Source organism: Mesorhizobium sp. M1342, assembly GCF_040317955.1.
Classification (GTDB): Bacteria; Pseudomonadota; Alphaproteobacteria; order Rhizobiales; family Rhizobiaceae; genus Mesorhizobium.
Map to the genome: position 1 here is coordinate 14148 of NZ_JAMYLI010000011.1, position 21684 is coordinate 35831.

At 62.4% G+C, this 21684-nt stretch carries 26 protein-coding genes and 1 pseudogene; 14 read left to right on the forward strand and 13 right to left on the reverse strand.

From position 1 onward, the window contains the following. Positions 1 to 16: 16 nt before the first annotated feature. A complete protein-coding gene (locus NKH06_RS13075) occupies positions 17 to 262 on the reverse strand; it encodes a zinc-finger domain-containing protein (RefSeq protein WP_023814125.1) in 246 nt (81 codons plus the stop codon). 246 nt (positions 263 to 508) lie between these two features. On the opposite strand from NKH06_RS13075, the gene NKH06_RS13080 reads away from it, so the two are divergent. Together NKH06_RS13080 and ppx are read left to right on the forward strand one after the other, a co-directional pair. Next, positions 509 to 2710 carry an RNA degradosome polyphosphate kinase gene (locus NKH06_RS13080; protein WP_352893259.1) on the forward strand — a complete coding sequence of 734 codons (2202 nt, stop codon included), beginning with the start codon at positions 509 to 511 and terminating at the stop codon, positions 2708 to 2710. Then, positions 2710 to 4245: an exopolyphosphatase gene (ppx, locus tag NKH06_RS13085; RefSeq protein WP_352893260.1), complete on the forward strand. Its 1536-nt coding sequence runs from the start codon at positions 2710 to 2712 to the stop codon at positions 4243 to 4245. The genes NKH06_RS13080 and ppx overlap by 1 nt, the downstream gene beginning before the upstream one ends. Positions 4246 to 4480: 235 nt before the next feature. Here the strand turns inward: ppx and NKH06_RS13090 are convergent, their stop codons facing one another. From NKH06_RS13090 to NKH06_RS13105, 4 genes are all read right to left on the reverse strand, one after another. Then, complete coding sequence (locus tag NKH06_RS13090; protein ID WP_352893262.1) at positions 4481 to 4885, reverse strand: DoxX family protein; 405 nt, start codon at positions 4883 to 4885, stop codon at positions 4481 to 4483. A 258-nt stretch (positions 4886 to 5143) separates the two neighbouring features. Further along, positions 5144 to 5563, reverse strand: a complete 420-nt coding sequence (locus NKH06_RS13095) for a DoxX family protein (RefSeq protein WP_352893263.1) — start codon at positions 5561 to 5563, stop codon at positions 5144 to 5146. A gap of 236 nt (positions 5564 to 5799) precedes the next feature. After that, a complete protein-coding gene (fumC, locus tag NKH06_RS13100; protein WP_352893264.1) occupies positions 5800 to 7197 on the reverse strand; it encodes a class II fumarate hydratase in 1398 nt (465 codons plus the stop codon). A gap of 276 nt (positions 7198 to 7473) precedes the next feature. Next, the gene (locus tag NKH06_RS13105) at positions 7474 to 7953 is read right to left on the reverse strand and encodes a cupin domain-containing protein (RefSeq protein ID WP_352442928.1); all 480 of its coding nucleotides are present in this window, start codon (positions 7951 to 7953) and stop codon (positions 7474 to 7476) included. Positions 7954 to 8058: 105 nt separating this feature from the next. Here NKH06_RS13105 and NKH06_RS13110 point away from each other — a divergent pair, with 105 nt between their 5' ends. Continuing rightward, on the forward strand, positions 8059 to 9057 hold the full coding sequence (locus NKH06_RS13110; RefSeq protein WP_128306040.1) for a LysR family transcriptional regulator: 999 nt from the start codon (positions 8059 to 8061) through the stop codon (positions 9055 to 9057). On the opposite strand, the gene NKH06_RS13115 is transcribed toward NKH06_RS13110, so the two are convergent. The 3 genes and pseudogenes from NKH06_RS13115 to betI form a co-directional block, all read right to left on the reverse strand. Further along, positions 9042 to 9656, reverse strand: a complete 615-nt coding sequence (locus tag NKH06_RS13115) for an SDR family NAD(P)-dependent oxidoreductase (RefSeq protein WP_352893305.1) — start codon at positions 9654 to 9656, stop codon at positions 9042 to 9044. The two genes, NKH06_RS13110 and NKH06_RS13115, sit on opposite strands and share 16 nt — an antisense overlap. 527 nt (positions 9657 to 10183) lie before the next feature. Continuing rightward, positions 10184 to 10546 (reverse strand): annotated as a pseudogene (locus tag NKH06_RS13120) (IS1 family transposase); the annotation flags it as partial. 56 nt (positions 10547 to 10602) lie between these two features. Then, entirely contained in the window at positions 10603 to 11214 is a 612-nt protein-coding gene (betI, locus tag NKH06_RS13125; RefSeq protein ID WP_352893266.1) for a choline-binding transcriptional repressor BetI, read from the reverse strand. 115 nt (positions 11215 to 11329) lie between these two features. On the opposite strand from betI, the gene choX reads away from it, so the two are divergent. Both choX and NKH06_RS13135 read left to right on the forward strand, forming a co-directional pair. After that, positions 11330 to 12268: a choline ABC transporter substrate-binding protein gene (choX, locus tag NKH06_RS13130; protein WP_023814135.1), complete on the forward strand. Its 939-nt coding sequence runs from the start codon at positions 11330 to 11332 to the stop codon at positions 12266 to 12268. Then, on the forward strand, positions 12265 to 13107 hold the full coding sequence (locus NKH06_RS13135) for an alpha/beta fold hydrolase (RefSeq protein WP_023814136.1): 843 nt from the start codon (positions 12265 to 12267) through the stop codon (positions 13105 to 13107). The genes choX and NKH06_RS13135 overlap by 4 nt, the downstream gene beginning before the upstream one ends. Here the strand turns inward: NKH06_RS13135 and NKH06_RS13140 are convergent. Then, the gene (locus NKH06_RS13140) at positions 13104 to 13823 is read right to left on the reverse strand and encodes an NIPSNAP family protein (RefSeq protein ID WP_245273314.1); all 720 of its coding nucleotides are present in this window, start codon (positions 13821 to 13823) and stop codon (positions 13104 to 13106) included. The two genes, NKH06_RS13135 and NKH06_RS13140, sit on opposite strands and share 4 nt — an antisense overlap. A 156-nt stretch (positions 13824 to 13979) precedes the next feature. On the opposite strand from NKH06_RS13140, the gene NKH06_RS13145 reads away from it, so the two are divergent. Next, on the forward strand, positions 13980 to 14654 hold the full coding sequence (locus NKH06_RS13145) for a TetR/AcrR family transcriptional regulator (RefSeq protein ID WP_023814138.1): 675 nt from the start codon (positions 13980 to 13982) through the stop codon (positions 14652 to 14654). A 259-nt stretch (positions 14655 to 14913) separates the two neighbouring features. Here NKH06_RS13145 and NKH06_RS13150 read toward each other — a convergent pair whose 3' ends face one another. Further along, positions 14914 to 15489: a hypothetical protein gene (locus NKH06_RS13150; RefSeq protein ID WP_031213898.1), complete on the reverse strand. Its 576-nt coding sequence runs from the start codon at positions 15487 to 15489 to the stop codon at positions 14914 to 14916. Positions 15490 to 15546: 57 nt separating this feature from the next. On the opposite strand from NKH06_RS13150, the gene NKH06_RS13155 reads away from it, so the two are divergent. Further along, the gene (locus NKH06_RS13155; protein ID WP_352442936.1) at positions 15547 to 16677 is read left to right on the forward strand and encodes a metallophosphoesterase; all 1131 of its coding nucleotides are present in this window, start codon (positions 15547 to 15549) and stop codon (positions 16675 to 16677) included. A 57-nt stretch (positions 16678 to 16734) separates the two neighbouring features. Here the strand turns inward: NKH06_RS13155 and NKH06_RS13160 are convergent, their stop codons facing one another. Further along, on the reverse strand, positions 16735 to 16914 hold the full coding sequence (locus NKH06_RS13160; RefSeq protein WP_023814141.1) for a CsbD family protein: 180 nt from the start codon (positions 16912 to 16914) through the stop codon (positions 16735 to 16737). Between the two features lie 195 nt (positions 16915 to 17109). Between NKH06_RS13160 and NKH06_RS13165 the strand changes: the two genes are divergently transcribed. The 7 genes from NKH06_RS13165 to NKH06_RS13195 all read left to right on the forward strand — a co-directional run bounded on the left by NKH06_RS13165 (position 17110) and on the right by NKH06_RS13195 (position 20630). After that, complete coding sequence (locus NKH06_RS13165; RefSeq protein ID WP_023814142.1) at positions 17110 to 17763, forward strand: glutathione S-transferase family protein; 654 nt, start codon at positions 17110 to 17112, stop codon at positions 17761 to 17763. Between the two features lie 425 nt (positions 17764 to 18188). Next, complete coding sequence (locus NKH06_RS13170; RefSeq protein WP_010915421.1) at positions 18189 to 18398, forward strand: cold-shock protein; 210 nt, start codon at positions 18189 to 18191, stop codon at positions 18396 to 18398. Between the two features lie 365 nt (positions 18399 to 18763). Further along, the gene (locus NKH06_RS13175; RefSeq protein WP_013532399.1) at positions 18764 to 18991 is read left to right on the forward strand and encodes a hypothetical protein; all 228 of its coding nucleotides are present in this window, start codon (positions 18764 to 18766) and stop codon (positions 18989 to 18991) included. Beyond that, a complete protein-coding gene (locus NKH06_RS13180) occupies positions 18991 to 19398 on the forward strand; it encodes a hypothetical protein (protein WP_013532398.1) in 408 nt (135 codons plus the stop codon). The genes NKH06_RS13175 and NKH06_RS13180 overlap by 1 nt, the downstream gene beginning before the upstream one ends. 1 nt (position 19399) lies before the next feature. Further along, a complete protein-coding gene (locus tag NKH06_RS13185; protein ID WP_023814145.1) occupies positions 19400 to 19567 on the forward strand; it encodes a hypothetical protein in 168 nt (55 codons plus the stop codon). A 4-nt stretch (positions 19568 to 19571) separates the two neighbouring features. Beyond that, positions 19572 to 19937 (forward strand): YkgJ family cysteine cluster protein, encoded by a 366-nt coding sequence (locus NKH06_RS13190; RefSeq protein ID WP_023814146.1) that lies wholly within the window; start codon positions 19572 to 19574, stop codon positions 19935 to 19937. Between the two features lie 81 nt (positions 19938 to 20018). After that, complete coding sequence (locus NKH06_RS13195; protein ID WP_031213900.1) at positions 20019 to 20630, forward strand: LysE family translocator; 612 nt, start codon at positions 20019 to 20021, stop codon at positions 20628 to 20630. A 99-nt stretch (positions 20631 to 20729) separates the two neighbouring features. On the opposite strand, the gene NKH06_RS13200 is transcribed toward NKH06_RS13195, so the two are convergent. Together NKH06_RS13200 and NKH06_RS13205 are read right to left on the reverse strand one after the other, a co-directional pair. Further along, a complete protein-coding gene (locus NKH06_RS13200) occupies positions 20730 to 21116 on the reverse strand; it encodes a nuclear transport factor 2 family protein (protein WP_128306034.1) in 387 nt (128 codons plus the stop codon). A gap of 16 nt (positions 21117 to 21132) precedes the next feature. Then, complete coding sequence (locus NKH06_RS13205; RefSeq protein WP_352442934.1) at positions 21133 to 21579, reverse strand: OsmC family protein; 447 nt, start codon at positions 21577 to 21579, stop codon at positions 21133 to 21135. Positions 21580 to 21684 lie beyond the last annotated feature (105 nt).

Sequence of the window (21684 nt, forward strand, 5' to 3'; positions counted from 1 at the left end):
GCTGGTCGCGAAAGACTCAGGCGGCCTGATCGATGTAGATGCAGCCGGCAGGCAGCGTTTCGGTTGCCTTCAGCTTCGGCGAATAGCGGTAGAGCGTCGAGCAATAGGGACAGACTTTTTCATTGTCGTCGCCCATGTCCAGAAACACATGCGGGTGGTCGAAAGGCGGATTGGCGCCCGTGCACATGAATTCCTTCACGCCGATGTCGATTGCCTGATAGCCCGCATCGTTCTGAAAATGGGGAATGGAACCGCCTGCCATCGTCGTCTCCTTAACGCAGTCTCGTCTGCATCTGGATCATATCAGGCCTCTTTGCAAGTTCGATGAAATCAAACTGTCGCAAAAGCCTGTCAGAGGATAAGTTAAGCCGGTTAACGCATGGCCCCGAAGACCGACACCGGTTTTCGGCAAGGACCATGCGTCGCCTTGGAATGGTAGAGCGTCCTTTGCGCGTCCTGAATGACGCGCGGCGCTTTAGCTGGCTGACGGTGTGGAAGAGCGGGAATCATGAACGAACTGAAGCCGGTGCAGAACGAATTCGTGGATGTCGAGGTGGCTCGCCCGGAGGGCGGCAATCCGGACCGGTTTGTCAACCGCGAGTTTTCCTGGCTGCAGTTCAACCGGCGCGTTCTCGAGGAATCGCTGAACCTCAATCATCCGCTGCTGGAGCGCGTCCGCTTCCTGTCGATCTCGGCCGCCAATCTCGACGAGTTCTTCATGGTGCGCGTCGCCGGCCTCGCCGGCCAGGTGCGCGAGGGCATCACGCTGAAGAGCCCTGACGGCCGCACCCCCGAACAGCAGCTCGAACAGCTGCTGCGTGAGGTCGAGCGGCTGCAGGAAGACCAGCAGAAGAGCCTTTCGGCGCTCACCGTGCTGCTCAACAAGGAAGGCATCGAGAGCATCACCCGCGATGCGCTGACCAAGGACGAGAAAATCTGGCTGGAAGACCATTTCCAGGGGCAGGTGTTCCCGGTGCTGACCCCGCTGTCGATCGACCCGGCGCATCCGTTTCCGTTCATTCCCAATCTCGGCTTCTCGATGGCGCTGCAATTGCGCCATCGCAAGAACGGCGAAGAGATGAGCGCGCTGCTGCGCCTGCCGGTAGCGCTGAAGCGCTTCATCCGCCTGCCGGACCGCAAGCATCATGTCCGCTTCATCCCGCTGGAAGAGGCGGTCGGCCTGTACATCGGCAAGCTCTTCCCCGGCTACGAGGTCAAGGGCTCGGGCACGTTCCGCATCATCCGTGACAGCGATATCGAGGTCGAGGAGGAGTCCGAGGATCTGGTGCGCCTGTTCGAAACGGCGCTGAAGCGGCGTCGCCGCGGTTCGGTGATCCGCATCGAATTCGACAAGTTGATGCCTTCCGAATTGCGCGACTTCGTCGCCGGCGAGCTTGGCGTGTCGTCCAGCCGCATCAGCGTCTTGACCGGACCGCTGGCGCTCAGCCAGATCTCCGAGATCGTCGCCGTCCCCCGCGACGATCTGAAATTCACGCCCTACAATCCGCGCTTTCCCGAGCGTATCCGCGAGCATGGCGGCGACTGTTTTGCCGCCATCCGCGAGAAGGACATCGTCGTCCATCACCCTTACGAATCCTTCGATGTGGTGGTGCAGTTCCTGCGCCAGGCGATGGCCGACCCGGAAGTGGTGGCGATCAAGCAGACGCTTTACCGCACCTCCAACGACAGCCCGATCGTGCGCGCGCTGGTCGACGCGGCCGAGGCCGGCAAATCAGTCACCGCACTGGTCGAGCTCAAGGCGCGCTTCGACGAAGAAGCCAACATCCGCTGGGCGCGCGACCTGGAGCGTGCCGGCGTGCAGGTCGTGTTCGGCTTTCTCGAACTGAAGACCCATTCGAAAATGTCGCTGGTGGTGCGGCGCGAGGACGGCAAGCTGCGCAACTACGTGCACCTCGGCACCGGCAACTACCATCCGGTAACGGCGCGCATCTACACCGACCTGTCCTTCTTCACCACCGATCCGACGATCGCCCGCGATGTCGCCCAGCTGTTCAATTTCATCACCGGCTATGCCGAGCCGACGGATGAAATGCGGTTGGCGATCTCGCCGTTCACGCTGAGAAGTCGCATCCTGAAGCACATTGCCGACGAGATTGCCTACGCGGTGCAGGGGAAACCGGCGCGCATCTGGATGAAGATGAACGCACTCGTCGATCCGATCATTATCGACGCGCTCTACGATGCCAGCCGCGCCGGCGTCGAGGTCGACCTGGTCGTGCGCGGCATCTGCTGCCTAAGGCCGCAGGTTCCGGGCCTGTCGGAAAACATCCGCGTAAAATCGATCGTCGGCCGCTTTCTCGAGCACAGCCGCATCTATTGTTTCGGCAACGGTCACGGCCTGCCGTCGGACGAGGCGATCGTCTACATCTCCTCGGCCGATCTGATGCCGCGCAATCTCGACCGCCGCGTCGAAACCATGGTGCCGATCACCAATCCAACTGTGCACGAACAGATCCTTGGCCAGATCATGCTGGGCAACATCATGGACAATCAGCAAAGTTTCGACGTATTGGCTGATGGAACCTCCCGGCGCGTCGTGCTGGAGGAGGGCGAGGAACCGTTCAACGCGCAGGAATATTTCATGACCAATCCGAGCCTGTCGGGACGGGGTGACGCGCTGAAGTCGCATGCGCCCAAGCGCATTGCGCAGTTCAAGCGCCGCAAGAAGAACGCAGCAGCGTCCGGCTGATGCTGTCTGATTCCCAGGGCCGGTTGCAGGACCGCCGACCGCTGTCCATCATCGACATCGGATCGAATTCGATCCGTCTCGTCGTCTATGAGGGGCTGGCGCGTTCGCCGACCATGCTGTTCAACGAAAAGATGCTGGCCGGTCTCGGCCGCGGCATCGTGTCGACCGGCAAGCTCGACCCCGAGGCGGTGACGCGCTCGATGGAGGAGTTCCGCCGCTTTCGCGCGCTCTCCGACCAGGCCGGCGCCGAGCATATGTATGTGCTGGCCACCGCCGCCGCCCGTGAGGCTATCAACGGTCCCGATTTCATTCACCGCGCCGAGGACGTGCTGAAGACCGAGATTCGTGTCATCAGCGGCCGTCAGGAAGCCTATTATTCCGCGCTCGGCGTCATTTCCGGCTTCCACCCGGCCAATGGCATCGCCGGCGATCTGGGCGGCGGCAGCCTCGAACTGGTCGACGTCAGCGGCGAAGCGATCGGTGACGGCATCACGCTGCCGTTGGGCGGCCTGCGCCTGCAGGACATGGCGAAGAACTCGCTGGCTCAGGCGGCGAAGATCGCGCGTGACGAACTGGCGAAGGCGAAGCTGTTGAAAGGCGGGCAGGGCCGGCCCTTCTACGCCGTCGGCGGCACCTGGCGAAATCTTGCCCGGCTGCACATGGAAATGACCAACTATCCGCTTGGTGTCATGCACCATTACGAGATCTCGGCCGAAAGCACGGCGAATTTCCTCAAGCAGGTGGCCAAGGCCGAGATCGAGAAGGTCAAGGGCATCGAAGGCGTTTCCAAGAACCGCCGTTCGCTGCTGCCTTATGGCGCCGTCGTGCTGCAGGAGATCATGGCGGCGATGCAGCCGTCGAAGATCATCGTTTCGGCTCTGGGTGTACGCGAAGGCTTTCTCTATTCGCTGCTCGACGAGGCGGAGCAGAAGGCCGATCCGCTGATTTCGGCCTCGGAGGAACTCGCCCGCCTGCGCTCACGCTCCGTCGCCCATGCGCATGAGCTCGTCGACTGGACCGCCAAAACCTTTGCCGCTTTCGGCATCGAGGAGACCGAGGACGAGGCGCGCTACCGCCACGCGGCCGCATTGCTGGCCGACATCGGCTGGCGCGCGCACCCCGAATATCGCGGCAAGCAATCGCTCAACATCATTGCGCACGCCTCCTTCTTCGGCGTCGACCATCCCGGCCGTGCTTTCCTGGCCATGGCCAACGCCTATCGTCACGACGGCATCTTCAACGAAGCCATCGCCCCCGAGATCAAGGCGCTGGCGCCGCCGCGTTATCTGGAGCGGGCGCGCGTGCTCGCCGCGATGATGCGCGTCGTCTACCTGCTGACGGCGTCGATGCCCGGCATCATGCCCAGGCTGAAATGGGAACAGCGCGCCAACGGCGTGCTGGCGCTGGTCTTGCCGGCATCGCTGGCCGATCTCTATGGCGAGCGGCCGGCCGGGCGCCTGGCGCAACTGGCCAGGATCACCAACCGCCGGCTGGTGCTGGCCGTCGAAGGTGGGCCCAGTGGGTCGGTGAAGTAGAGTCGGAGCAGAGCGGATTAGAACCTGCTCGGTCGAGTTTCTTCACACCCCTCTCTGTCCTGCCGGACATCTCCCCCGCAAGGGGGGAGATTGGCTGCTTCGTCGTCGGTGCTTTTTTCTTGCAACATTGAAGATTGGCGAAAGCCTGGATGACATCCGATCTCCCTCCTTGCGGGGGAGATGTCCGGCAGGACAGAGGGGGGTGCTGTCCCGTCGACGTTTCCAACCCAGTCCGTCAGGCCAAACCACGTCCGTCGACCGACCAGGCTCCCGCACCGACCATCGCCAACGCAACGAACCCGCCTGATATCGCAATGTCCTTCATCAGCATCTGCTGGTGCAGGAAGGCGAGCATCGCGTCGCCGCCGCCCTGGCCGTAATGGCCGATGAAACCGGCGGCAATGCAGAAGGCGGCGAGCAGCAGCGCCGCGATCCGGGTCTGGAAACCGACCAGGATGAGCAGCCCGGCGATCAGTTCGAACAGTCCCGTGCCCCAGGCGGCAAGCGTCGGCAGCGACAGGCCGAGGCCGGCGAAATAGCCTGTCGTGCCGGCAATATCGCTCAAAGCTTGGAAACCGGAGGGCACGAACAGGGCGGCGAGCAGCAGCCGGGAGAGCAGGAGCAGCGCGTTGCGGGGCATGTTCACCTCCGTTATCGGCCGCCGGCCGGCCTCGTCCGATGCCCCGATCCTAGAGCAATTCCAGGAAAAGTGTGAAACGGTTTTCCGTCCGGAATGGCGTCAAATCAAAGAGTTAGAGCGGTTGGCCGTTTCCGTGAAACGGTGAACTGCTCTAGCAGAAAACTCCGGCCGACAGATCGGCGGGCATGTACCAACAACGAAAAAGCGGCGCGGAAAATTCCGCGCCGCTCTTTCGTTCGGCTATTGCCAGTTTTTGGCTCAGCCGCGCTTGGCGTCGATCGAATAGGCACCGGCGCCCGAGGAAGCCAGCACGAGGAAGCCGCCAGCGATGGCGAGGTTCTTGAGAAACTGGATCATCTGCATCTGGTCAGCCCAACCGGTATGGGCGACCAGTCCGGTAGCGACCGTGAAGACCGCCAGCACCCAGCCGACAATCCGGGTCTTGAAGCCGACGAGGATGGCGAGGCCGCCGAGAAGCTCGATCAGGCCGACGACAATGGCCGTTACGGTCGGCAAGGGCAGGCCGAGGCTGCCGAAATAGCCGGCCGTGCCGGTGATGGCGGTCAGCTTGCCGAAGCCTGAAAGCAGGAAGATGACGGCAAGCAGGACGCGGCCGAGGAGAATGGTGGTCGAGGCATTGGATGCGCCGGAACCGGCGACTGAAGTGTTGATGGACATGGTGGCTCTCCGGAAGGGGTTGATACCGGTGAGATAGAGCAAGCCGACTGTTCACCAAAGCCACCAGGTTGGCGACACATTGTTCACAGTACTTACATTTCCGTGATCGGGCGGCCTGCGAAAAATTCGCTTCAGGTCAGGTCGTGACGGGAGTAAATTCTCCCGTCGCCAAATACCGGGCTTTTGGTTGACGCAATTCCGGACGGAAAACCGCAAAACATTTTTCCTGGAATTGTTTACCCCGGATGCGTCATGTCCTCCGGCCGCACCAGCCGGTCGTAATCGGCTTCGCTGACCAGCCCGGTGGCAAGCGCTTCCTCGCGCAGCGTGGTGCCCTTCTTGTGCGCGGTCTTGGCGATCTTGGCGGCATTGTCGTAGCCGATGGTCGGCGCCAGCGCCGTCACCAGCATCAGCGAGCGGTCGAGTGCCGCCTTGATGTTGTCTTCGCGGGCCTCGATGCCGACGACGCAATTGTCGGTGAAGGAGACCGAGGCGTCGGCGAGCAACTGCACCGACTGCAGGAAGTTGTAGGCCATCAGCGGGTTGTAGACGTTGAGCTCGAAATGGCCTTGGCTGCCGGCGAAGGTGAGCGCCGCATTGTTGCCGAACACCTGCACGCAGACCTGCGTCAGCGCCTCGCACTGGGTCGGGTTGACCTTGCCCGGCATGATCGACGAGCCCGGCTCGTTTTCCGGCAGCGACAGCTCGCCGAGGCCCGAACGCGGGCCGGAACCGAGGAAACGGATGTCGTTGGCGATCTTGAACAGCGCGGCGGCCGCCGCATTGATGGCGCCGTGCGAAAACACCATGGAATCATGGGCCGCGAGCGCCTCGAACTTGTTCGGCGCGGTGACGAAGGCAATGTCGGTGATGGAGGCGATGCGATCCGCCACCCTTTCGGCGAAGCCGACCGGCGCGTTGAGGCCGGTGCCGACGGCGGTGCCGCCTTGCGCCAGTTCCTGCAGGCCGGGCAGCGTCAGCTCGATGCGCTTGATCGACGAGGCAACCTGCGCGGCATAGCCCGAAAATTCCTGGCCAAGCGTGAGGGGGGTGGCATCCTGCGTGTGCGTGCGGCCGATCTTGATGATGTGATTGAACTCTCTGCTCTTGGCGGCGAGCGCCTTGTGCAGGTGCTTCAGCGCCGGCAACAGATCGTGCACGATGCGTTCGGCGCAGGCGATGTGCATGGCCGTCGGATAGGTGTCGTTCGACGACTGGCTCATATTGACGTGGTCGTTGGGATGCACCGGCTTCTTGGAGCCCATGACGCCGCCCAGCATCTCGATCGCACGGTTGGAGATCACCTCATTGGCGTTCATGTTGGACTGCGTGCCCGAGCCGGTCTGCCAGACCACGAGCGGGAAATGGTCGTCGAGCTTGCCGTCGATGACCTCTTGTGCCGCCTCGACAATCGTCTTGCCGATCGCCGGGTCGAGCCGCTGAAGGTCCATATTGGCTTCGGCCGCGGCCCGCTTGACGATGCCCAGCGCGCGCACGATCGATGCCGGCTGCTTTTCCCAGCCGATCTTGAAATTGCCAAGGGAACGCTGCGCCTGCGCGCCCCAATAGCGGTCGGCGGCGACTTCGATCGGGCCGAACGTGTCGGTTTCGGTTCTGGTCTTTGCAGCGGTCACGGGTCTCTCCTTGTCGAAGTCGGCAACGGCGTATCGCGTTGCACAAACGGCTTCAAGCGGAGATTGCGGACGGCGAGGATGCAAATCGGTTGAAGGTGCGGCGCTTCTCGCCTTCTCCCCTTGTGGGAGAAGGTGGATCGGCGCGCAGCGCCGAGACGGTTGAGGGGTGGGTGACGGAGTGCCGTTGGCGCCAAGCTGGAACACCCCTCATCCGACCTCTTCGCGGCCACCTTCTCCCACAAGGGGAGAAGGGAAAGAATGCGCGGTTTCGGCCTCTCACCCTAGCGGCGGACCGACAATGTCGATGCCGTTTTCTGCGCAGAGCTGCACCAGTGCCGCGATGATTTCCGGTGTTGGTTGCATCTGCGGCGGCATCTCCGGCTGTTCGGCGGGACGGCTCGCCTGACGCAGCATCGTCTCGAAATCCGAACCGCGCGTGATGGTGAGCGTACGCGCGCCTTCGCGCGATTCGACCCGGTAGGTGTGCGGCAGGCCTTTCGGCGCAATGACGGTTTCGCCGGCTTCAGCAATGCGTTCGTGGCCGTCGATCTGAAAGCGCAGTCTCCCGTCCAGGATGTGAAACACTTCGTCCTCCCTGCGATGCACATGCAGGGGCGGGGAGTCGCCATAGGGCATGCGATGCTCGACGACGCAGGTGCCGTCCTCTCCTGCCGCCGACGAGACGTGGATCGCGACAAGCGTGTTGTTGAACCAGAAGAGTTCCTTGCCTGTGATCGTGCCGGGGGTCATTGTCATGGCCGTCTGATCCTCCTGTTGCCTGTGCCTGCTGGGCCGATGACGATCTAGCCAGGGATATGCCGACAACGGAAATCGAATGATCGTATGGGGCGAATTGATGCGATGAATTTGAACGCGCTCGACCTCAATCTCATCAGGGTGTTCGACGCCCTTCTGCGGGAGAGAAGCGTTACGCGTGCCGGCGAGCAGATCGGCCTCAGCCAGCCTGCCGTCAGCGCTGCGCTCAATCGCTTGCGGCATCTCCTCAACGACCAGCTGTTCGTGCGACGGGGCAATGACATGATGCCGACGCCACGCGCCGAGAGCATGGCCGAGCCGTTACGCGTGGCGCTTCGTGAAATCGAACGCGTCTTCCACTCGGCCAAGGCGTTCGATCCGGTGGAACTGGAGCGAACCTTCACGTTCATGGGTGCGGATTTCTTTTCCATGATGCTGATGCCAACTTTAGCGGCGCGCATCGCGGGTGCCGCGCCGCGCGCGTCGCTAAGGTTTCTCGACAGCGCGCGCGGCGACGTCTCGCGGCTGCTCCAGGACGATGAAATCGACGTAGCGCTCGAGCGTCCGCTGGAGGTCTCCGACTGGGTCTCAAGCACGCCTCTGTTCCATTCACCATTCGCCATCATCGCCGCGAGCGACAACGCTGCGATCAGGCAGGCGGGGATCATGGAAGGCGAGCTTCTACCGATCGAGCTCTTCTGCGAACTGCCCCATGTTCTTCGTTCTATCGATGGCTCGATGTCGGGCTCCACCGACGAGGCGCTCCGCAAGATCGGACGAACGCGCCGTGTAAGCCTGGCCCTGCCGCACTTTCAGGCTGTCGCATTGGCAGTGGCAAACGGAAACCACCTCGCGGCAGTTCCCAGGCAGTTCGCGGTTTGGGCAGCGAAGACCCTGCCGCTCGTCATCTTTGAACCGCCACTTCCCATTGCTGTTCCGGAAATCAGGATGTACTGGCACGCGCGCCACGACGACGAGCCACCCCATCGCTGGGTTCGCGATCAGATCCTGGAGGCGGTAGGCGCACTCGGATTCGTGGAAAGCGGCGCCGCAGAAAATGCCGGCGCCTGGTCTGGTGGCCGGACGGATCAGCCCGCGGTATAGCCACCATCGATCGAAAAGATGCCGCCGCTGGTCCAGGCGGCCTCTTCGCTGGCCAGATAAACCGCGATACCGGCCAGATCGTCAGGGCGGCCGATTCTGCCGAGCGGATAGCTGCGCTCGACATAGGCTTTCAGCTCCGCCTTTGCCTCGGCCGGCAAATTGTCGACGGTCTTGCGCCGCATGGCGGTGTCCACCGTGCCAGGCGCGATGGCGTTGACGCGGATGCCGCGCGGGCCGAGTTCAAAGGCCAGCGATTTGGTCAGCGAGTTCAACGCGCCCTTCGACAGGGAATAGAGGCTCGACGGCCGCTTCGGGATCATCTTGTTGGCGAAATAGGACGAGATGTTGATCACCGATGCGCCGGCCGCCAGATGCGGCAGCAGGCCCTGCGTGAGGAAGAACACCGCCGTCACATTGAGCGCGAAGGATTGCTGGAACTGCGCCTCGCTGACGGTCTCGAACGGCACCAGGAAAACCACCCCGGCATTGTTGACGAGGACATCGAGAGGCCGACTGGATTTCTTCACATGCTCGACGACGGCTGCGATGCCGGCCGATGTGGCAAGATCGGCCGGCAGCGTCTCGATAGTGCCGCCGATCTGCTTGCGGGCGGCGTCGTCTTCTTGGTGTCGCGGCCGACGATCAGGACGTCCGCACCCTCACCAAAAAGGCTTCGGCGATCGCCAGGCCGATACCGTCCGACCCACCGGTGACCAGCGCGCGTTTGTTGTGAAGTCTCATTCGACGCTCCAAGGCTGCTCTGGCCGCCGCGAGAGCACCGCATATCAGCGGGCGAGGTCAAGCGGCCAGCCTATCCGGTAGTGGGTCAGTTTGAAATCTGTCTCGCCTGAACGTGGCTCAGCAGTGAGACGACATATCGTTCCATATCAAGCCTGCGAGCGGTTCCAAGTACACTTGCCCAGGTATCCTGCGGACCGGCGCCAGAGGCGATCATGGCCGGTGCGTTGTGAAATGAATCCGCGAGCATACGAGCTCTGGATAGATCATCGGTCGCGCGAATTTCGACGAGGACGATGCAAAGAACCCTCAGGATATTTTCATTCGTGATGGGTTGAGGATCAATCAGTTGAGACACCTTTCTTTCGGTACGCCCCCGAGCCGCTGGCTTTTCGGCTTCCTTCGCCTCGATCAGCGCAACGATATCGCTAATCTCCCAAAGCTTGCGAGTCACGCCGGCGGCCATCGCGGGCGTCATGCGCATGAAGCATGAATGCGGACAAAGTTGTAATACATGAAGTGCAGGGCAACGGCGTTGGCGTGAGCTTCCACTGCCGTTGGTCAGGCGCGTGAAGCGGTGCATATGCATCCGCATAGTCCGGTTTTGGCGTTCGGCAAATGACGTGCTGACGTGCTTGATGTCTGGATTACCTTCGATCCACTCTTTCCGCGCACCAGTGCATTCGGCGGGGCTATGCACTCGATTGTCATACGCCGTCCCATACTTTTCTGTAAGCATATAGGAGTTCACGGCGGGTCACGACAACGGCATTCGCGGCATCAAATTTCAAACTGACCCACTACCGCCTATCCCACGGTATGAACTTCGGTGACGGGCTCCCGCATGGCCAGCCGGCCCGCGACATAGTTCTTGACCTGACGGACCGCCTGTTCCCGCGAGACGCTGCCTGGCTGCAGGCCGAGCCGCAGCCAAAGCCCGTCGATCAGCGCGGTGACACCAAGCGCGATGTCGTCGGCATCCGCCGGCGAGGCGAGTCCGTGCAGGCCCGACAACAGGTTCGAGCGCATGCGCGCATGGATCACCCGCTGGATACGGGCCATCTTCTCGTCGCGCGGCACCTCGGCGCAGAGCGACAGCCAGGCATGGCACAGAGGCGGCTGGAATAGATGCTCCTCGAAATTGCCCTCGATCACCGCATCCATGCGCTCCATCGGCGTACGCGCCCGGCGAAGCCGCGCGATCACCGCCTGGCACAGGACGGCATTGGCTTCGCGCATCGCGTGCTCGAACAGTTCCTGCTTGTTGCGGAAATAGTGCAGCACGATGCCTTTGGAGGCACCTGCCTGGGCGGCCACTTTTTCCAGGGTCGCGCCGGCAATGCCTTCGCGCTCCAGAACCGCGAAGGCCGCCTGCCGCAGCTCCTTGCGGCGTATCTCACTGAGACGCTTGAGTTTCACGGGATCGGTCCATTTCGAATCCACGTTGACATTTTCGTCCGATCAGATCAACAATTGACCCATGGGACAATAAAAAGACCGATTGGTCAATTTGATGACAATGAGGAGAACCGAAATGTTCCGCATCCTTGCAAATGGCGTCTGCCTTGCCGCTCTCATGTTGGCCTCTCATGCGGCCCAAGCGGCCGAGGCCGAGCAGTGCAAGACGGTCCGCATGGCCGAACCCGGCTGGAACGACCTTGCCTTCACCACCGGGGTCGCCAACGTCCTGTTGGAGGCGCTCGGCTATCAGCCGCAAAGCCAGGTGCTCGGCATCAACGTCATCTACGAGGGTATGAAAAACAGGGACCTCGACCTGTTCCTGGGCTACTGGGATCCGGCCATGGTCACCTATTACGAGCCCTACAAGAAGGACGGCTCTGTCGAGAATGTGCGCGTCAATCTCGTAGGTGCCAAATACACCTTCGCCGTCCCGACTTACGCTTGGGATGCCGGCGTCAAGGACATTTCCGACCTGCACAAATTCGCCGACAAGTTCGGCAAGAAAATGTACGGCATCGAGCCCGGCTCCAACCAGTTGATGATGGACGCCATCGCCGATCCCGCCTTTGGCCTGGACGGCTGGCAGGTGGTCGAGTCCAGCGAGGCCGGCATGCTGTCGGAGGTCGGCTACGAGATCAAGGAAAAGCAGTTCATCGTCTTTCAGGGCTGGGCGCCGCATCCGATGAACACGATGTACGACTTCAAATATCTGACCGGCGGCGACAAGTTCTTCGGCCCGAATTTCGGTGCCGCGACGGTAACGACGCAGGTGCGCAAGGGCTATCTTGAGCAGTGCCCGAACGTCGCGCAATTCCTCAGGAATCTCGTCTTCGACATCGATTTCGAGAATGTCGGCATGGGCTATCTGATCAATGACGGCATGAAGCCGGAGGACGGTGCGCTGAAGGCAATCATGGCGAACAAAAGCCGCCTCGACGCCTGGCTCGCCGGCGTCACCACTTTTGACGGCAAGCCGGGCCTCGCCGCGGTCAAGGAAAAGCTCGGCCTGTGAGAGCGGCCGCGCTCGATGGCTTGCCGAAGCAGGATGTGATGGCGGAGCAGGGCGCCTGGGCCAGCCGCAAGCAATTCGTCACTGTCGGCGATCTCGACATCGCCTATGTCGAGATATCGGGCGCCGAGCCGGCACTTCTGTTGGTGCACGGCTTCACCGACACCAGCCGCAGTTTTTCGCTTCTGGCGCCATATCTGGCCGGCCGCCGTCTGATCATGCCGGATCTGCGCGGCCACGGCGCCTCGCAGGCTGGCAAGAACTGCGGCATCGCCGATCTTGCCGAGGATATCGCCGGGCTGATCCAGAGTTTACAACTCGACCGACCGGTCGTCGTCGGCCATTCGCTGGGCGCCATGGTGGCTGTCGCTTTGGCTGCGGGGCACAAGGAGTTGATCGGCGGGCTGGTGGTCCTGGCCGGCACGTTGAAGCCCGATTTCGCGCCGGGTCATCCGCTGGTGGTGAGCGTCGAGGCCCTGCGAGATCCGATATCGCCGACCGATCCGTTCTATGCCTGGTGGCATGCCTGTCGTCCCGACGTGCCCGCAGCCTTTCTCACCGGCTTGGCGCAAGAGGCCTCGGCGATGCCGATCCCGCGCTGGCGCGCGATTCTCGAGGAAATCCGCCGCGCCGACCTGACCGATGCTGCGCGGGCCGTGCAGGCCCGGACGCTGATCATCGCCGGCGCCTGCGACCCGCTGTTCGGCGCGGCGCACCAGCAGGCGTTGCGGTCCGCTCTTCCTGAAGCTCTCCTCGTCCGCGCCGAGGCCTGTGGCCACAACCCGCATTGGGAAGATCCGGCCCTGGTCGCGAAGGCCATAGTCAAGGCATTTGAAGTCTAACGCCCGACCAACGATTGCGATGTGGGCGACAGCCGCAATGTCTCCGTTGGTTTGGTCAGACCAGCTTGCGCGGCCTGCCAAAAGGCCTGCCATGTCGGCGAGGCGGCGAGAGCGGCTTTGTGGCGGGCATGCGCCTCTGCGTTGTCGAAGCCGGTGACGGACATGAAGACGTTTTCATCAGCCCGCACCGGCAGGCGCGGAAAACTGTTTTCGGCATGCTCCGTAACGAAAGCGGCGAGCAGGCGTGCGTCGGCCGTCATCAGGCACGCCGTCTCAGTCTCGAAGCGAGTGGCGAAATCAGCCTCTGTGCCGGGCTGCAAATGATGAATCGCGATGACAACGATGCCGGTCAGCGGTTTGTTTTGAATGGGTTTTTCGTCATCGGCCAGGCTTGGCCGCTGCGCGCCCGCGAGGTCGAAGCCTGCGCCCGGCCACGCCGGCTTGAGCAGCAGCACATCGTCGGAATCGATCATCGTCGCATTGGCCGCATCACTGTGCGCCGCCCAGACCGGCCCGCCATAAAAAGCGGCGAGAGCATTTTTCCGCGCATCCATGCCGTCGAAGCCGCGCATCCAGACGAACATGTCAGGCCGATCGAGGTCCCGGAACTGGCCGATGACGTTCATGCCGGCGTCCTCCTGGCCCTCGATCAGCCTGCCGTCGAAGATGCCGATGAGCGTGTCGCGCCGGCCGGGCTTCAGCGTGTATTGCCGCAACTCGACGACAGGCGAGGCGAGCGCCGTGGGTTTCGGCGCGACGTTCTGGGGCAGGTTCATCCGACATTCTCCAAAACAGGGTGATCGTCCTGTTTGGTAAAACAGACCGGTTGTCCTGTTTTGTCAACATGCTAAAGTTCGGCAATGTCAGCAGAGATGACCGTCCAGCCAAAACCGCGCCCGGGAAAACGCATCAACGACCCTGAAGGCATGCGCAAGAAAGTGCTCGATGTCGCCGAGGACGCGTTCCAGGCGCGCGGCTATCACGCCTCCAGCATCGGCGATCTGATGGCGGCGGCTGATGTCAGCGGCGGAGCGCTGCATCACCATTTCCCGACCAAGAAGGCGCTGGCGCTGGCTGTGATCGACGAGCGTGTGGCGGCAGCGGTCGAAGAGACATGGATCGCGCCGGTGCTGGCGGCGGCGTCAGTGCGCGAGGGCGTGCGCTCGGTGTTCGAGGCCGTGGCGGCGGAACTGGAGCAGCAGGGGTTCGTGCGCGGCTGCCCGCTCAACAATCTGGCGCACGAACTGTCGCTTGCCGATCCCGATTTCCGCCTTGCCCTTGCCGGTATCTTTGGCGGGTGGCGGCAGGCGATTGCCGACAAGGTGCGTGCCGACCAGCAGGCGGGCAAGGACGAGGGCACGGACCCCGAACGCTTCGCCGCGCTGACGGTCGCCGCCTATTCCGGGGCGATGTCGATGGCCAAGACGGCGCAGGATGCCGGTGTGCTGCGGGATTGCCTGGCAGGGTTGGAGCGCAGCGCGCCGTCGCAGGGCGGCTTGGTTGCCAGGCGACGCAACAGGATACTGCCACGGCCGAGAATTATTTGATGTCGGCGGGACAGCACCCCCCTCTGGCCTGCCGGCCATCTCCCCCGCAAGGAGGGAGATCTGCAGCATCGGCGCTCGCTCGTACCTTCACCGGTGGAGATTGGCGAAAGCCGGTGTGACAGCCAATCTCCCCCCTTGCGGGGGAGATGTCCGGGAGGACAGAGGGGGGTGTGCAGGATCGCGACGCAGCCACTTCTCTCGACCTTGCGGCTTCGCTCTGGCTGACACGAGGGGGAAGCGAAGAAGCCTGGGCTCTTACCTACTCGGCCAGCGGCTTGATCGTCTCGTAGCCGTTGACGGATTCCGAACTGGTGCCTTCATCGTAGCGCCGCGCGAGCGCGGCTTGCAGATCGGGAGCATAGAGCGCGGTGAATGAATCCAGCGTCTCGCCGGCACCGTTCTTGAAGGTCTCCTTGACCGCCAGGACATTGTATTTGCAATCGCCCAGACGGAATGTTTCCTTGCCCTTGACGATCAGGCTCAGCGTCTTGGTGCCCTTCGGCGGCTGGTTCAGCGACAGCTCGACGAACTCTATCGTGGCCTTTGCCCCCGCCTTCAGCGGGAACAGCTTGCGCAGATCGGAAAACGGGATCATCGCCTGGCGGCCGGTGTCGCTGTCGCGAAACACCTCGATCAGGCCGGCGAACAGATATTGGGTCTGGGGCGATTGCGATTCGTAGGTGTTGGCAACCGACATCATCCCGCCGGCCACGGGCCGAAATTCGCTCTGGATGCCGGGTCTCGCCAGAACGAAACCCTTCCTGGCGGACTTGGCATCGACGCAACCGGCGGCATGCGCTTGCGCAAGCGAGACATGCCAGACCCGTGGCGTCATGTCGATGATGGCGCAGAGGCGCTGGACGACCGGCTGCTGTCCATGCTGAATCAGCAGATGATGAATCGCCGTTCGACTGGATCGCTTTCCCGACGCAACTTCCTGGTACAGGCTGCAGGATTTGCCGCGGCCGGCGCCTTGCCGCGGCCGGCCTTAGGCCAGACCGGGCAACGCGTCCAGTCGATCGACGCCACCTTCCTGTTCATCGCCGATGTCCATGCCTGCCGCATGGCGAGCGGCTTGAGCCCCAACTGCCTGCAAGAAGGCAAGACCGACGCCGCGCTGCTGCGCAACGTGGCGGTGCTGAATGCGCTTGGCGACAAGGACTGGCCGGCCGAGATCAATGGCGTCGCCACCGGCCTGCGTTCGGCCGGCAAGATAGGCGCGCCGCTCGGCCTTGTCGTCGGCGGCGACATCACCGACGATGGCGGCGGCCAGATCACCCAGCCGAGCGAGGGCACCCAACTGCTCCAGTTCAGCCAGCGCTACAGCCAAGGCGTCGGTCCGGATCGCGTGCACATGCCGGTTTATGTCGGGCTCGGCAACCATGATCTCGACCAGAACGGGCCGCCGCACCATGTCGACTGGTACCGGCGCGAACTGCGCGACTATGTCGAGGTCAACCATCGCGCCGGCGTGTTCTTCAAGCCGCCAGTGCCGGCCACCGACTATGATGTCGACACCGACTGCTACTCCTGGGACTGGGGCGGCCTGCATCTGATCCAGACGCATCGTTTCGCCGGCGATACCGGCCACGGTGCCGAGAGCAGCCTGCCATGGCTGAAGCAGGACCTGGCGACCTATGCGGCGGACGGCCGCCCGGTCGTCCTGTTCCAGCATTATGGCTGGGACACTTTCTCGGTGGAACGCTGGGATGCCGCCAGGAGCCACTTTGATGATGACGGCACCGGTGCGCCGCATTGGTGGAGCGAGGCCGACCGGCAGGCGCTGCTGGCGGCGCTCAAGGGCTACAATGTCGTCGGCATTTTCCATGGCCACCAGCACGAAACGCCGCTGATCTATCGCAGGGACGGGATCGACCTGTTCAAGCCGAAGGCTGCCTATATGGGCGGTTTCGCCCTGGCCAGGGTGACCAGCAACGGCATGGACGTGGTGCTGGGCGAGGCGATCGGCGATAATGGCGAGGTCGTGTTCACCAATGCTTTCAGCAAGGGCTGGAGCACCTGAAAAAGGCGGCCTTCGCGACCGCCTTTCCCTCGATAACAACGCGTTCCTCGATGCGGATCAGAGCGCCTTCCTGACCTTGTCCTTGACGTCGCCATAGGCCTTCTGCACCTTGCCGGCGATCCTGTCGGCCGTGCCTTCGGCCTGGGTCTGCCGGTTGCCGGTTGCCTTGCCGGCGGCTTCCTTGACCGAGCCCTTGACCTGCTTGGCCACGCCCGCGACCTGATCCTTGTTCACCATTTTTGCGCATCTCCCGGGATTTTGAATTCGAAGGAATTCATTGCGGTAGCTAACGAGCCGATGTCGGTTAGGTTCCAGGCGTCGCCCGATCGGCAGATCAGGTCGCGCGGCCGCCGCCTGGGGCAAGGTCGGTGGGCTAGGCTGTGAACACGCGTTGGCAATGGGATTTTGGAGGCCGTGCGTGCGGGGAGAAAAATGGCAGAATTTACGCTCTATATTGGCAACAAGTGTTTCTCCTCATGGTCGCTGCGGCCATGGGTGGCGATGAGGCATCTGGAGATCCCGTTCGAGGAAGGTTTCGTACGGCTGCGCACGCCTGAAACTTTTGCCAATCTGGCAAAAGTGTCGCCGACCGGTCAGGTGCCGGTGCTGAATCACAACGGCAAGATCGTCTGGGAAACCCTTGCCATCCTTGAATATCTCGCCGACCTGTTTCCCGAGAAAAAGCTCTGGCCCGCCGATATCGACGCCCGTGCGCTGGCGCGTTCGGCCGCGACCGAGATGCATTCCGGCTTTCGCGAGGTTCGCTATGGCTGGCCGATGAATTTGCGTCGGCCGAAGGGCCACAAGCCGCTTGACGCCGAGGGCGAGGCGCAACGCGCCCGCATCGAGGCGCTGTGGCGCGAGTGCCGGGAAAAATACGGCAAGGGCGGCCCGTTCCTGTTCGGCCACTTCACCGTGGCTGATGCCATGTATGCGCCTGTCGTCACCCGTTTCGATACCTATGGCGGCACGCTGGCGCAGGATACGCGCGCCTATGTCGATGCCGTGCTGGCAACGCCGGCGATGCGCCACTGGTATGCCGAGGCGGCCAGGGAGACGTGGCCGGAACCCGGCCCGGACGAATAGGATCCAAACGAAAACGCCCCTCGCACCTTTTATCGTGCGGGGGGCGTCTTTGCCATCAACTGTTATTCGATTGCTCTCATGAACTGCTGATGACACCGAATAAATGCGCGTCTGCGCAGATGGTTCCTGGATGCCGGAAAACTTTTTTCAAGTTGGCGCAAGCGCGCTGTTTGGGGTCCGATTTGCCGTCATGTCAGGTGTTTTGGCCAGGTGGTTTGGGAGAATTCCGCAGCTGTGGCTTTATGCAAATTTGACAGCGCCCCAAAAGAAGCCTATAAGCAAATCGTCGATATTTGTTTGACTGACTTTTGTTATCCGCGCTTTCGAGCGCGCCTTTGACGAACTTCCCACATCAAAAATCGGGACAAACGACGTTGTGCATCCGCATGGCGTCGAACGAATATTTGCCATGGAAAGGGTTCGTCATGAGCACCGGCACAGTTAAATGGTTCAACGCCACCAAAGGTTTTGGTTTTATTCAGCCTGACGACGGCTCGGCCGACGTTTTTGTCCACATCTCGGCCGTAGAGCGCGCCGGCATGCGCGACATCGTCGAGGGCCAGAAGCTCGGCTACGAGATGGTCCGCGACAACAAGTCGGGCAAGATGTCCGCCGACCAGTTGAAGGCGGCCTGAAAAACGAATTCAGCTCTCCCGGTGACCACGGATGTACTGGCACCGGTGAGTGGCGAATTCGGGCGCATGGCCGCGGAGACCTGAGTTTCCACGGCATATCATGTGCATAAGCAGGGCGTTCCCGTGCACCCCCGGTGCATCCTTTTGGATGTCGTCTGGTTGCGCGACGCTCTCATGGAAGGTCAGGCGGTGCCTGGCCTTTTTCATTTTGCGCGCCTTACCGCCGAAAGTGCGCTGCGCGCCGGCCTGGACGTGCTAAGGGACGCTCCAGCAATTTGAATTCGCCGCGCGTATTGCTTTGTGCGTGATCCTGACCGAAGACCCGGTCTCGCTCCATCGGCACAGGCTCCTGACAGGAGAAAGATTTGACCACCAGTTCAAAGACAACCGTCGATCAGGCCGTGTCCCTGTTCAGCAAGACGCAAACCCAGTCGATGTCGCTCAACCGCATCAATTCCGAGCGCGACGCCGTCAGCGAGGCACGCGAAGCCAAGACCGCGCGGCTGCGCGAATTGCGCCTGGAGAAGGAGGCCGACGAGATGGCCGCCGCCGCCGCGCTAGCCGCTTTGCCGAAGCGGGCCGGAAGACGCTGATGGCCACCAAACGCGTACCGCCAACACCGATCGCCGCCGATGCAACCATTGCCGATATGGTCGAAGGCCTCGACAAGCCGGTCGAATTCGTACGGCGTGTGCTGGAAAAGCTCGAACGCTGCAAGCGTGCCCACGGCGATGCCCAGGTGCGCGTCGGCGTGCGCGGCCGCGCCGAATGCCCGAATTACCTGATCGAATATGTCCGTGAAGACGCCAAAACCCATGAGCGGGTGACTTATCAGGACGCGGCCTACAGCGGCAGCACGCATCGCGAGCTGGCGGCCCATCACATCGAGGCGGTGAAAAACTGGTCGCCCGAGGAAATGAACATCACGGCCGTTTCGGCGCTGATCGGCCGCCTGCGCAATCCGCGCGCCCCATCATCGCGCTTCGCCGACGAGGACTGACATGGCCATAAAATTCTCCTCCAAGGATCAGCCGGCAGCCTCGGGTGCCGCGGCAAAACCGGCCAAGCCGGTTGCCGCGCCGAAGGCCGGCGACGCCATCGAGGCCGCGACCGATCTGTTCAAGTCGCCGGCGGATTCGCCGAAGGGCAAGACGGCTAAGAAGAAATAGCGCCTTGCCGCAAGACGCCGATCGCAACCCCGCCGCGCCAGGGCTGTCCGCCCTGGTGGCGAGCGTTTTGTCGTCGCAACAGGGCACCTTCGATTGCCAAAGCTGCGGTGCCTGCTGCTCCTATTCGGCCGAGTGGCCGCGCTTTTCCACCGAGGATGACGCGCAGCTCGACCGTATCCCGGAAAAATATGTCGCATCTGACCTGTCAGGCATGCGCTGCGAGGGCGTGCGCTGCTCGGCGCTGTCCGGCGAGATCGGCAAGTCGACCGCTTGCGGCATCTACGACGTCCGGCCAGACGTCTGTCGCGCCTGCATGCCCGGCGACGAGGAGTGTCTGATGGCACGCCGAGCGCTCGGATTGCCGGTGTAGCCAAGCTCCGATCACCTCCGCTTGTGCGCCGACCCGCAGCCCGATACGTTCCTGGCCGGGTCGGGTGCCGGAGGAACCATCGTGAGCATCGAATTTCTGTTGACGTCGCTGATCGTCGTGGCTTCGCCCGGCACCGGCGTTCTCTACACGCTGAGCGCCGGCCTTTCGCGCGGCGCGCGGGCCAGCGTCATCGCCGCCTTCGGCTGCACGCTCGGCATCATCCCACACATGGCCGCCGCCATCACCGGCCTTGCGGCGCTGCTGCACACCAGCGCGCTTGCCTTCGAGACGCTGAAATATCTCGGCGTCGCCTACCTCCTCTACATGGCCTGGAACACGCTGAAGGAAAATGGCGGCCTCAGCGTCGAGCAGGATGTGACGCCGCGCTCGGCCGGCAAGGTGATTGCCACCGGGATCCTCGCCAACGTGCTCAATCCGAAACTGTCGATCTTCTTCTTCGCTTTCCTGCCGCAATTCGTCAGCACCACCGAGCCCAATGCGCTGTCGAAGATGCTGGAACTGAGTTCCGTCTTCATGCTTTTGACCTTCGTGGTTTTCGTCGGCTACGGCATCTTCGCCGCCTCGATCCGCAGCCACGTCGTCTCGCGGCCAATGGTGTTGACCTGGATGCGCCGGACCTTCGCCGGCGCCTTCGTCATGCTCGGCGCGAAGCTGGCGCTGGCCGATCGGTAGCGCCACGGGGAGCGGTTCAGTCTCGCTGATCCGCTCCTCTTTGTTGCGCTATTCCGGGCGAAAAGCCGTTATGCGCTTTCGGGGAATTGCTCGGGCACGCTACCCCTTCACATAGCCCATCGCTTCGACGATCCGCCCGCCGGCCACGCGCATGAGGTTGACGCCGCGCAGCGAATTGCCGTCGGTCATGAAATAGCGCCAGCGGATCGTTGCCCGGTCGCCGGCAACGAAGGTTTCCTCGATATCGAAGCGCGTGCCGGCCTGGGTTGCTATCGCCGCCCAAAGCCCGACGCACGCCGCTTGACCGGCATAACGGGCGCCGTCCGGCGCTGGCACGGTGTTCTCGATCACGCAATCCTCAGCCACCAGCTCGGCGAGTGCCGAAGGATCATGGCGTTGGAATACGTCGTTGTAGCGCCGCATGATCTCGGCCGTCTGCTGGGACAGGTCGTACGCGGCTGCGTCCATGACAAGCTCCTGTGTCATCTTCTTTCTCCTGGCTTCATTGGCCTTTGGTGGCTTCGACGAGTGTTGCCTTGAGGGTGATCTGGGACACGCCGGCAAGGGCCCGCGAGACGAGGCAGCCCGCCTTGGCGGACTGTGCAAGGCGCTCGAATTCATCTTCGGCAAGTCCCGCGACCTCTGCCTCGGTTTCGAGTTCGATGCGGGTGATCGTCGGACCGGCAGCGGTTGCGCCAAGATGCACCTTGGCGACGGTGCTGATGCTTGTCGGAACATGATTGGCGTTGCCCAGTATGGCGCTCAGCGCCATCGAGAAGCAGCCTGCATGCGCTGCGGCGATCAGTTCCTCCGGATTGGTGCCCGGACCGTTCTCGAAACGCGACGGGAAGGAATAGGCGCCTTCGAAGACGCCGCTGCCGAGCCGCAACCGTCCCGAACCTTCCTTCAGCGTCCCCTGCCATTTGGCCGAGGCTTCACGAATTGTCATTGTCGTTCTCCCTTCGCATGGCATTCCTCAGGTATATATAGACTGATCTACATATTATGTAGACCGATTGTCATATTCTGCGCAAGGCCTATAATGATTCCTGCT

Coding starts and splice junctions, on each gene's coding strand:
- choX (WP_023814135.1), top strand. CDS start 11,330: ATGTTCCGCATCCTTGCAAATGGCGTCTGCCTTGCCGCTCTCATGTTG.
- NKH06_RS13145 (WP_023814138.1), top strand. CDS start 13,980: ATGACCGTCCAGCCAAAACCGCGCCCGGGAAAACGCATCAACGACCCT.
- NKH06_RS13200 (WP_128306034.1), bottom strand. CDS start 21,116: ATGACACAGGAGCTTGTCATGGACGCAGCCGCGTACGACCTGTCCCAG.
- NKH06_RS13095 (WP_352893263.1), bottom strand. CDS start 5,563: ATGTCCATCAACACTTCAGTCGCCGGTTCCGGCGCATCCAATGCCTCG.
- NKH06_RS13185 (WP_023814145.1), top strand. CDS start 19,400: ATGGCCATAAAATTCTCCTCCAAGGATCAGCCGGCAGCCTCGGGTGCC.
- NKH06_RS13110 (WP_128306040.1), top strand. CDS start 8,059: ATGAATTTGAACGCGCTCGACCTCAATCTCATCAGGGTGTTCGACGCC.
- NKH06_RS13105 (WP_352442928.1), bottom strand. CDS start 7,953: ATGACAATGACCCCCGGCACGATCACAGGCAAGGAACTCTTCTGGTTC.
- NKH06_RS13180 (WP_013532398.1), top strand. CDS start 18,991: ATGGCCACCAAACGCGTACCGCCAACACCGATCGCCGCCGATGCAACC.
- NKH06_RS13205 (WP_352442934.1), bottom strand. CDS start 21,579: ATGACAATTCGTGAAGCCTCGGCCAAATGGCAGGGGACGCTGAAGGAA.
- NKH06_RS13165 (WP_023814142.1), top strand. CDS start 17,110: ATGGCAGAATTTACGCTCTATATTGGCAACAAGTGTTTCTCCTCATGG.
- NKH06_RS13080 (WP_352893259.1), top strand. CDS start 509: ATGAACGAACTGAAGCCGGTGCAGAACGAATTCGTGGATGTCGAGGTG.
- NKH06_RS13090 (WP_352893262.1), bottom strand. CDS start 4,885: ATGCCCCGCAACGCGCTGCTCCTGCTCTCCCGGCTGCTGCTCGCCGCC.
- NKH06_RS13160 (WP_023814141.1), bottom strand. CDS start 16,914: ATGGTGAACAAGGATCAGGTCGCGGGCGTGGCCAAGCAGGTCAAGGGC.
- NKH06_RS13155 (WP_352442936.1), top strand. CDS start 15,547: ATGATGAATCGCCGTTCGACTGGATCGCTTTCCCGACGCAACTTCCTG.
- ppx (WP_352893260.1), top strand. CDS start 2,710: ATGCTGTCTGATTCCCAGGGCCGGTTGCAGGACCGCCGACCGCTGTCC.
- NKH06_RS13075 (WP_023814125.1), bottom strand. CDS start 262: ATGGCAGGCGGTTCCATTCCCCATTTTCAGAACGATGCGGGCTATCAG.
- NKH06_RS13170 (WP_010915421.1), top strand. CDS start 18,189: ATGAGCACCGGCACAGTTAAATGGTTCAACGCCACCAAAGGTTTTGGT.
- NKH06_RS13150 (WP_031213898.1), bottom strand. CDS start 15,489: ATGACGCCACGGGTCTGGCATGTCTCGCTTGCGCAAGCGCATGCCGCC.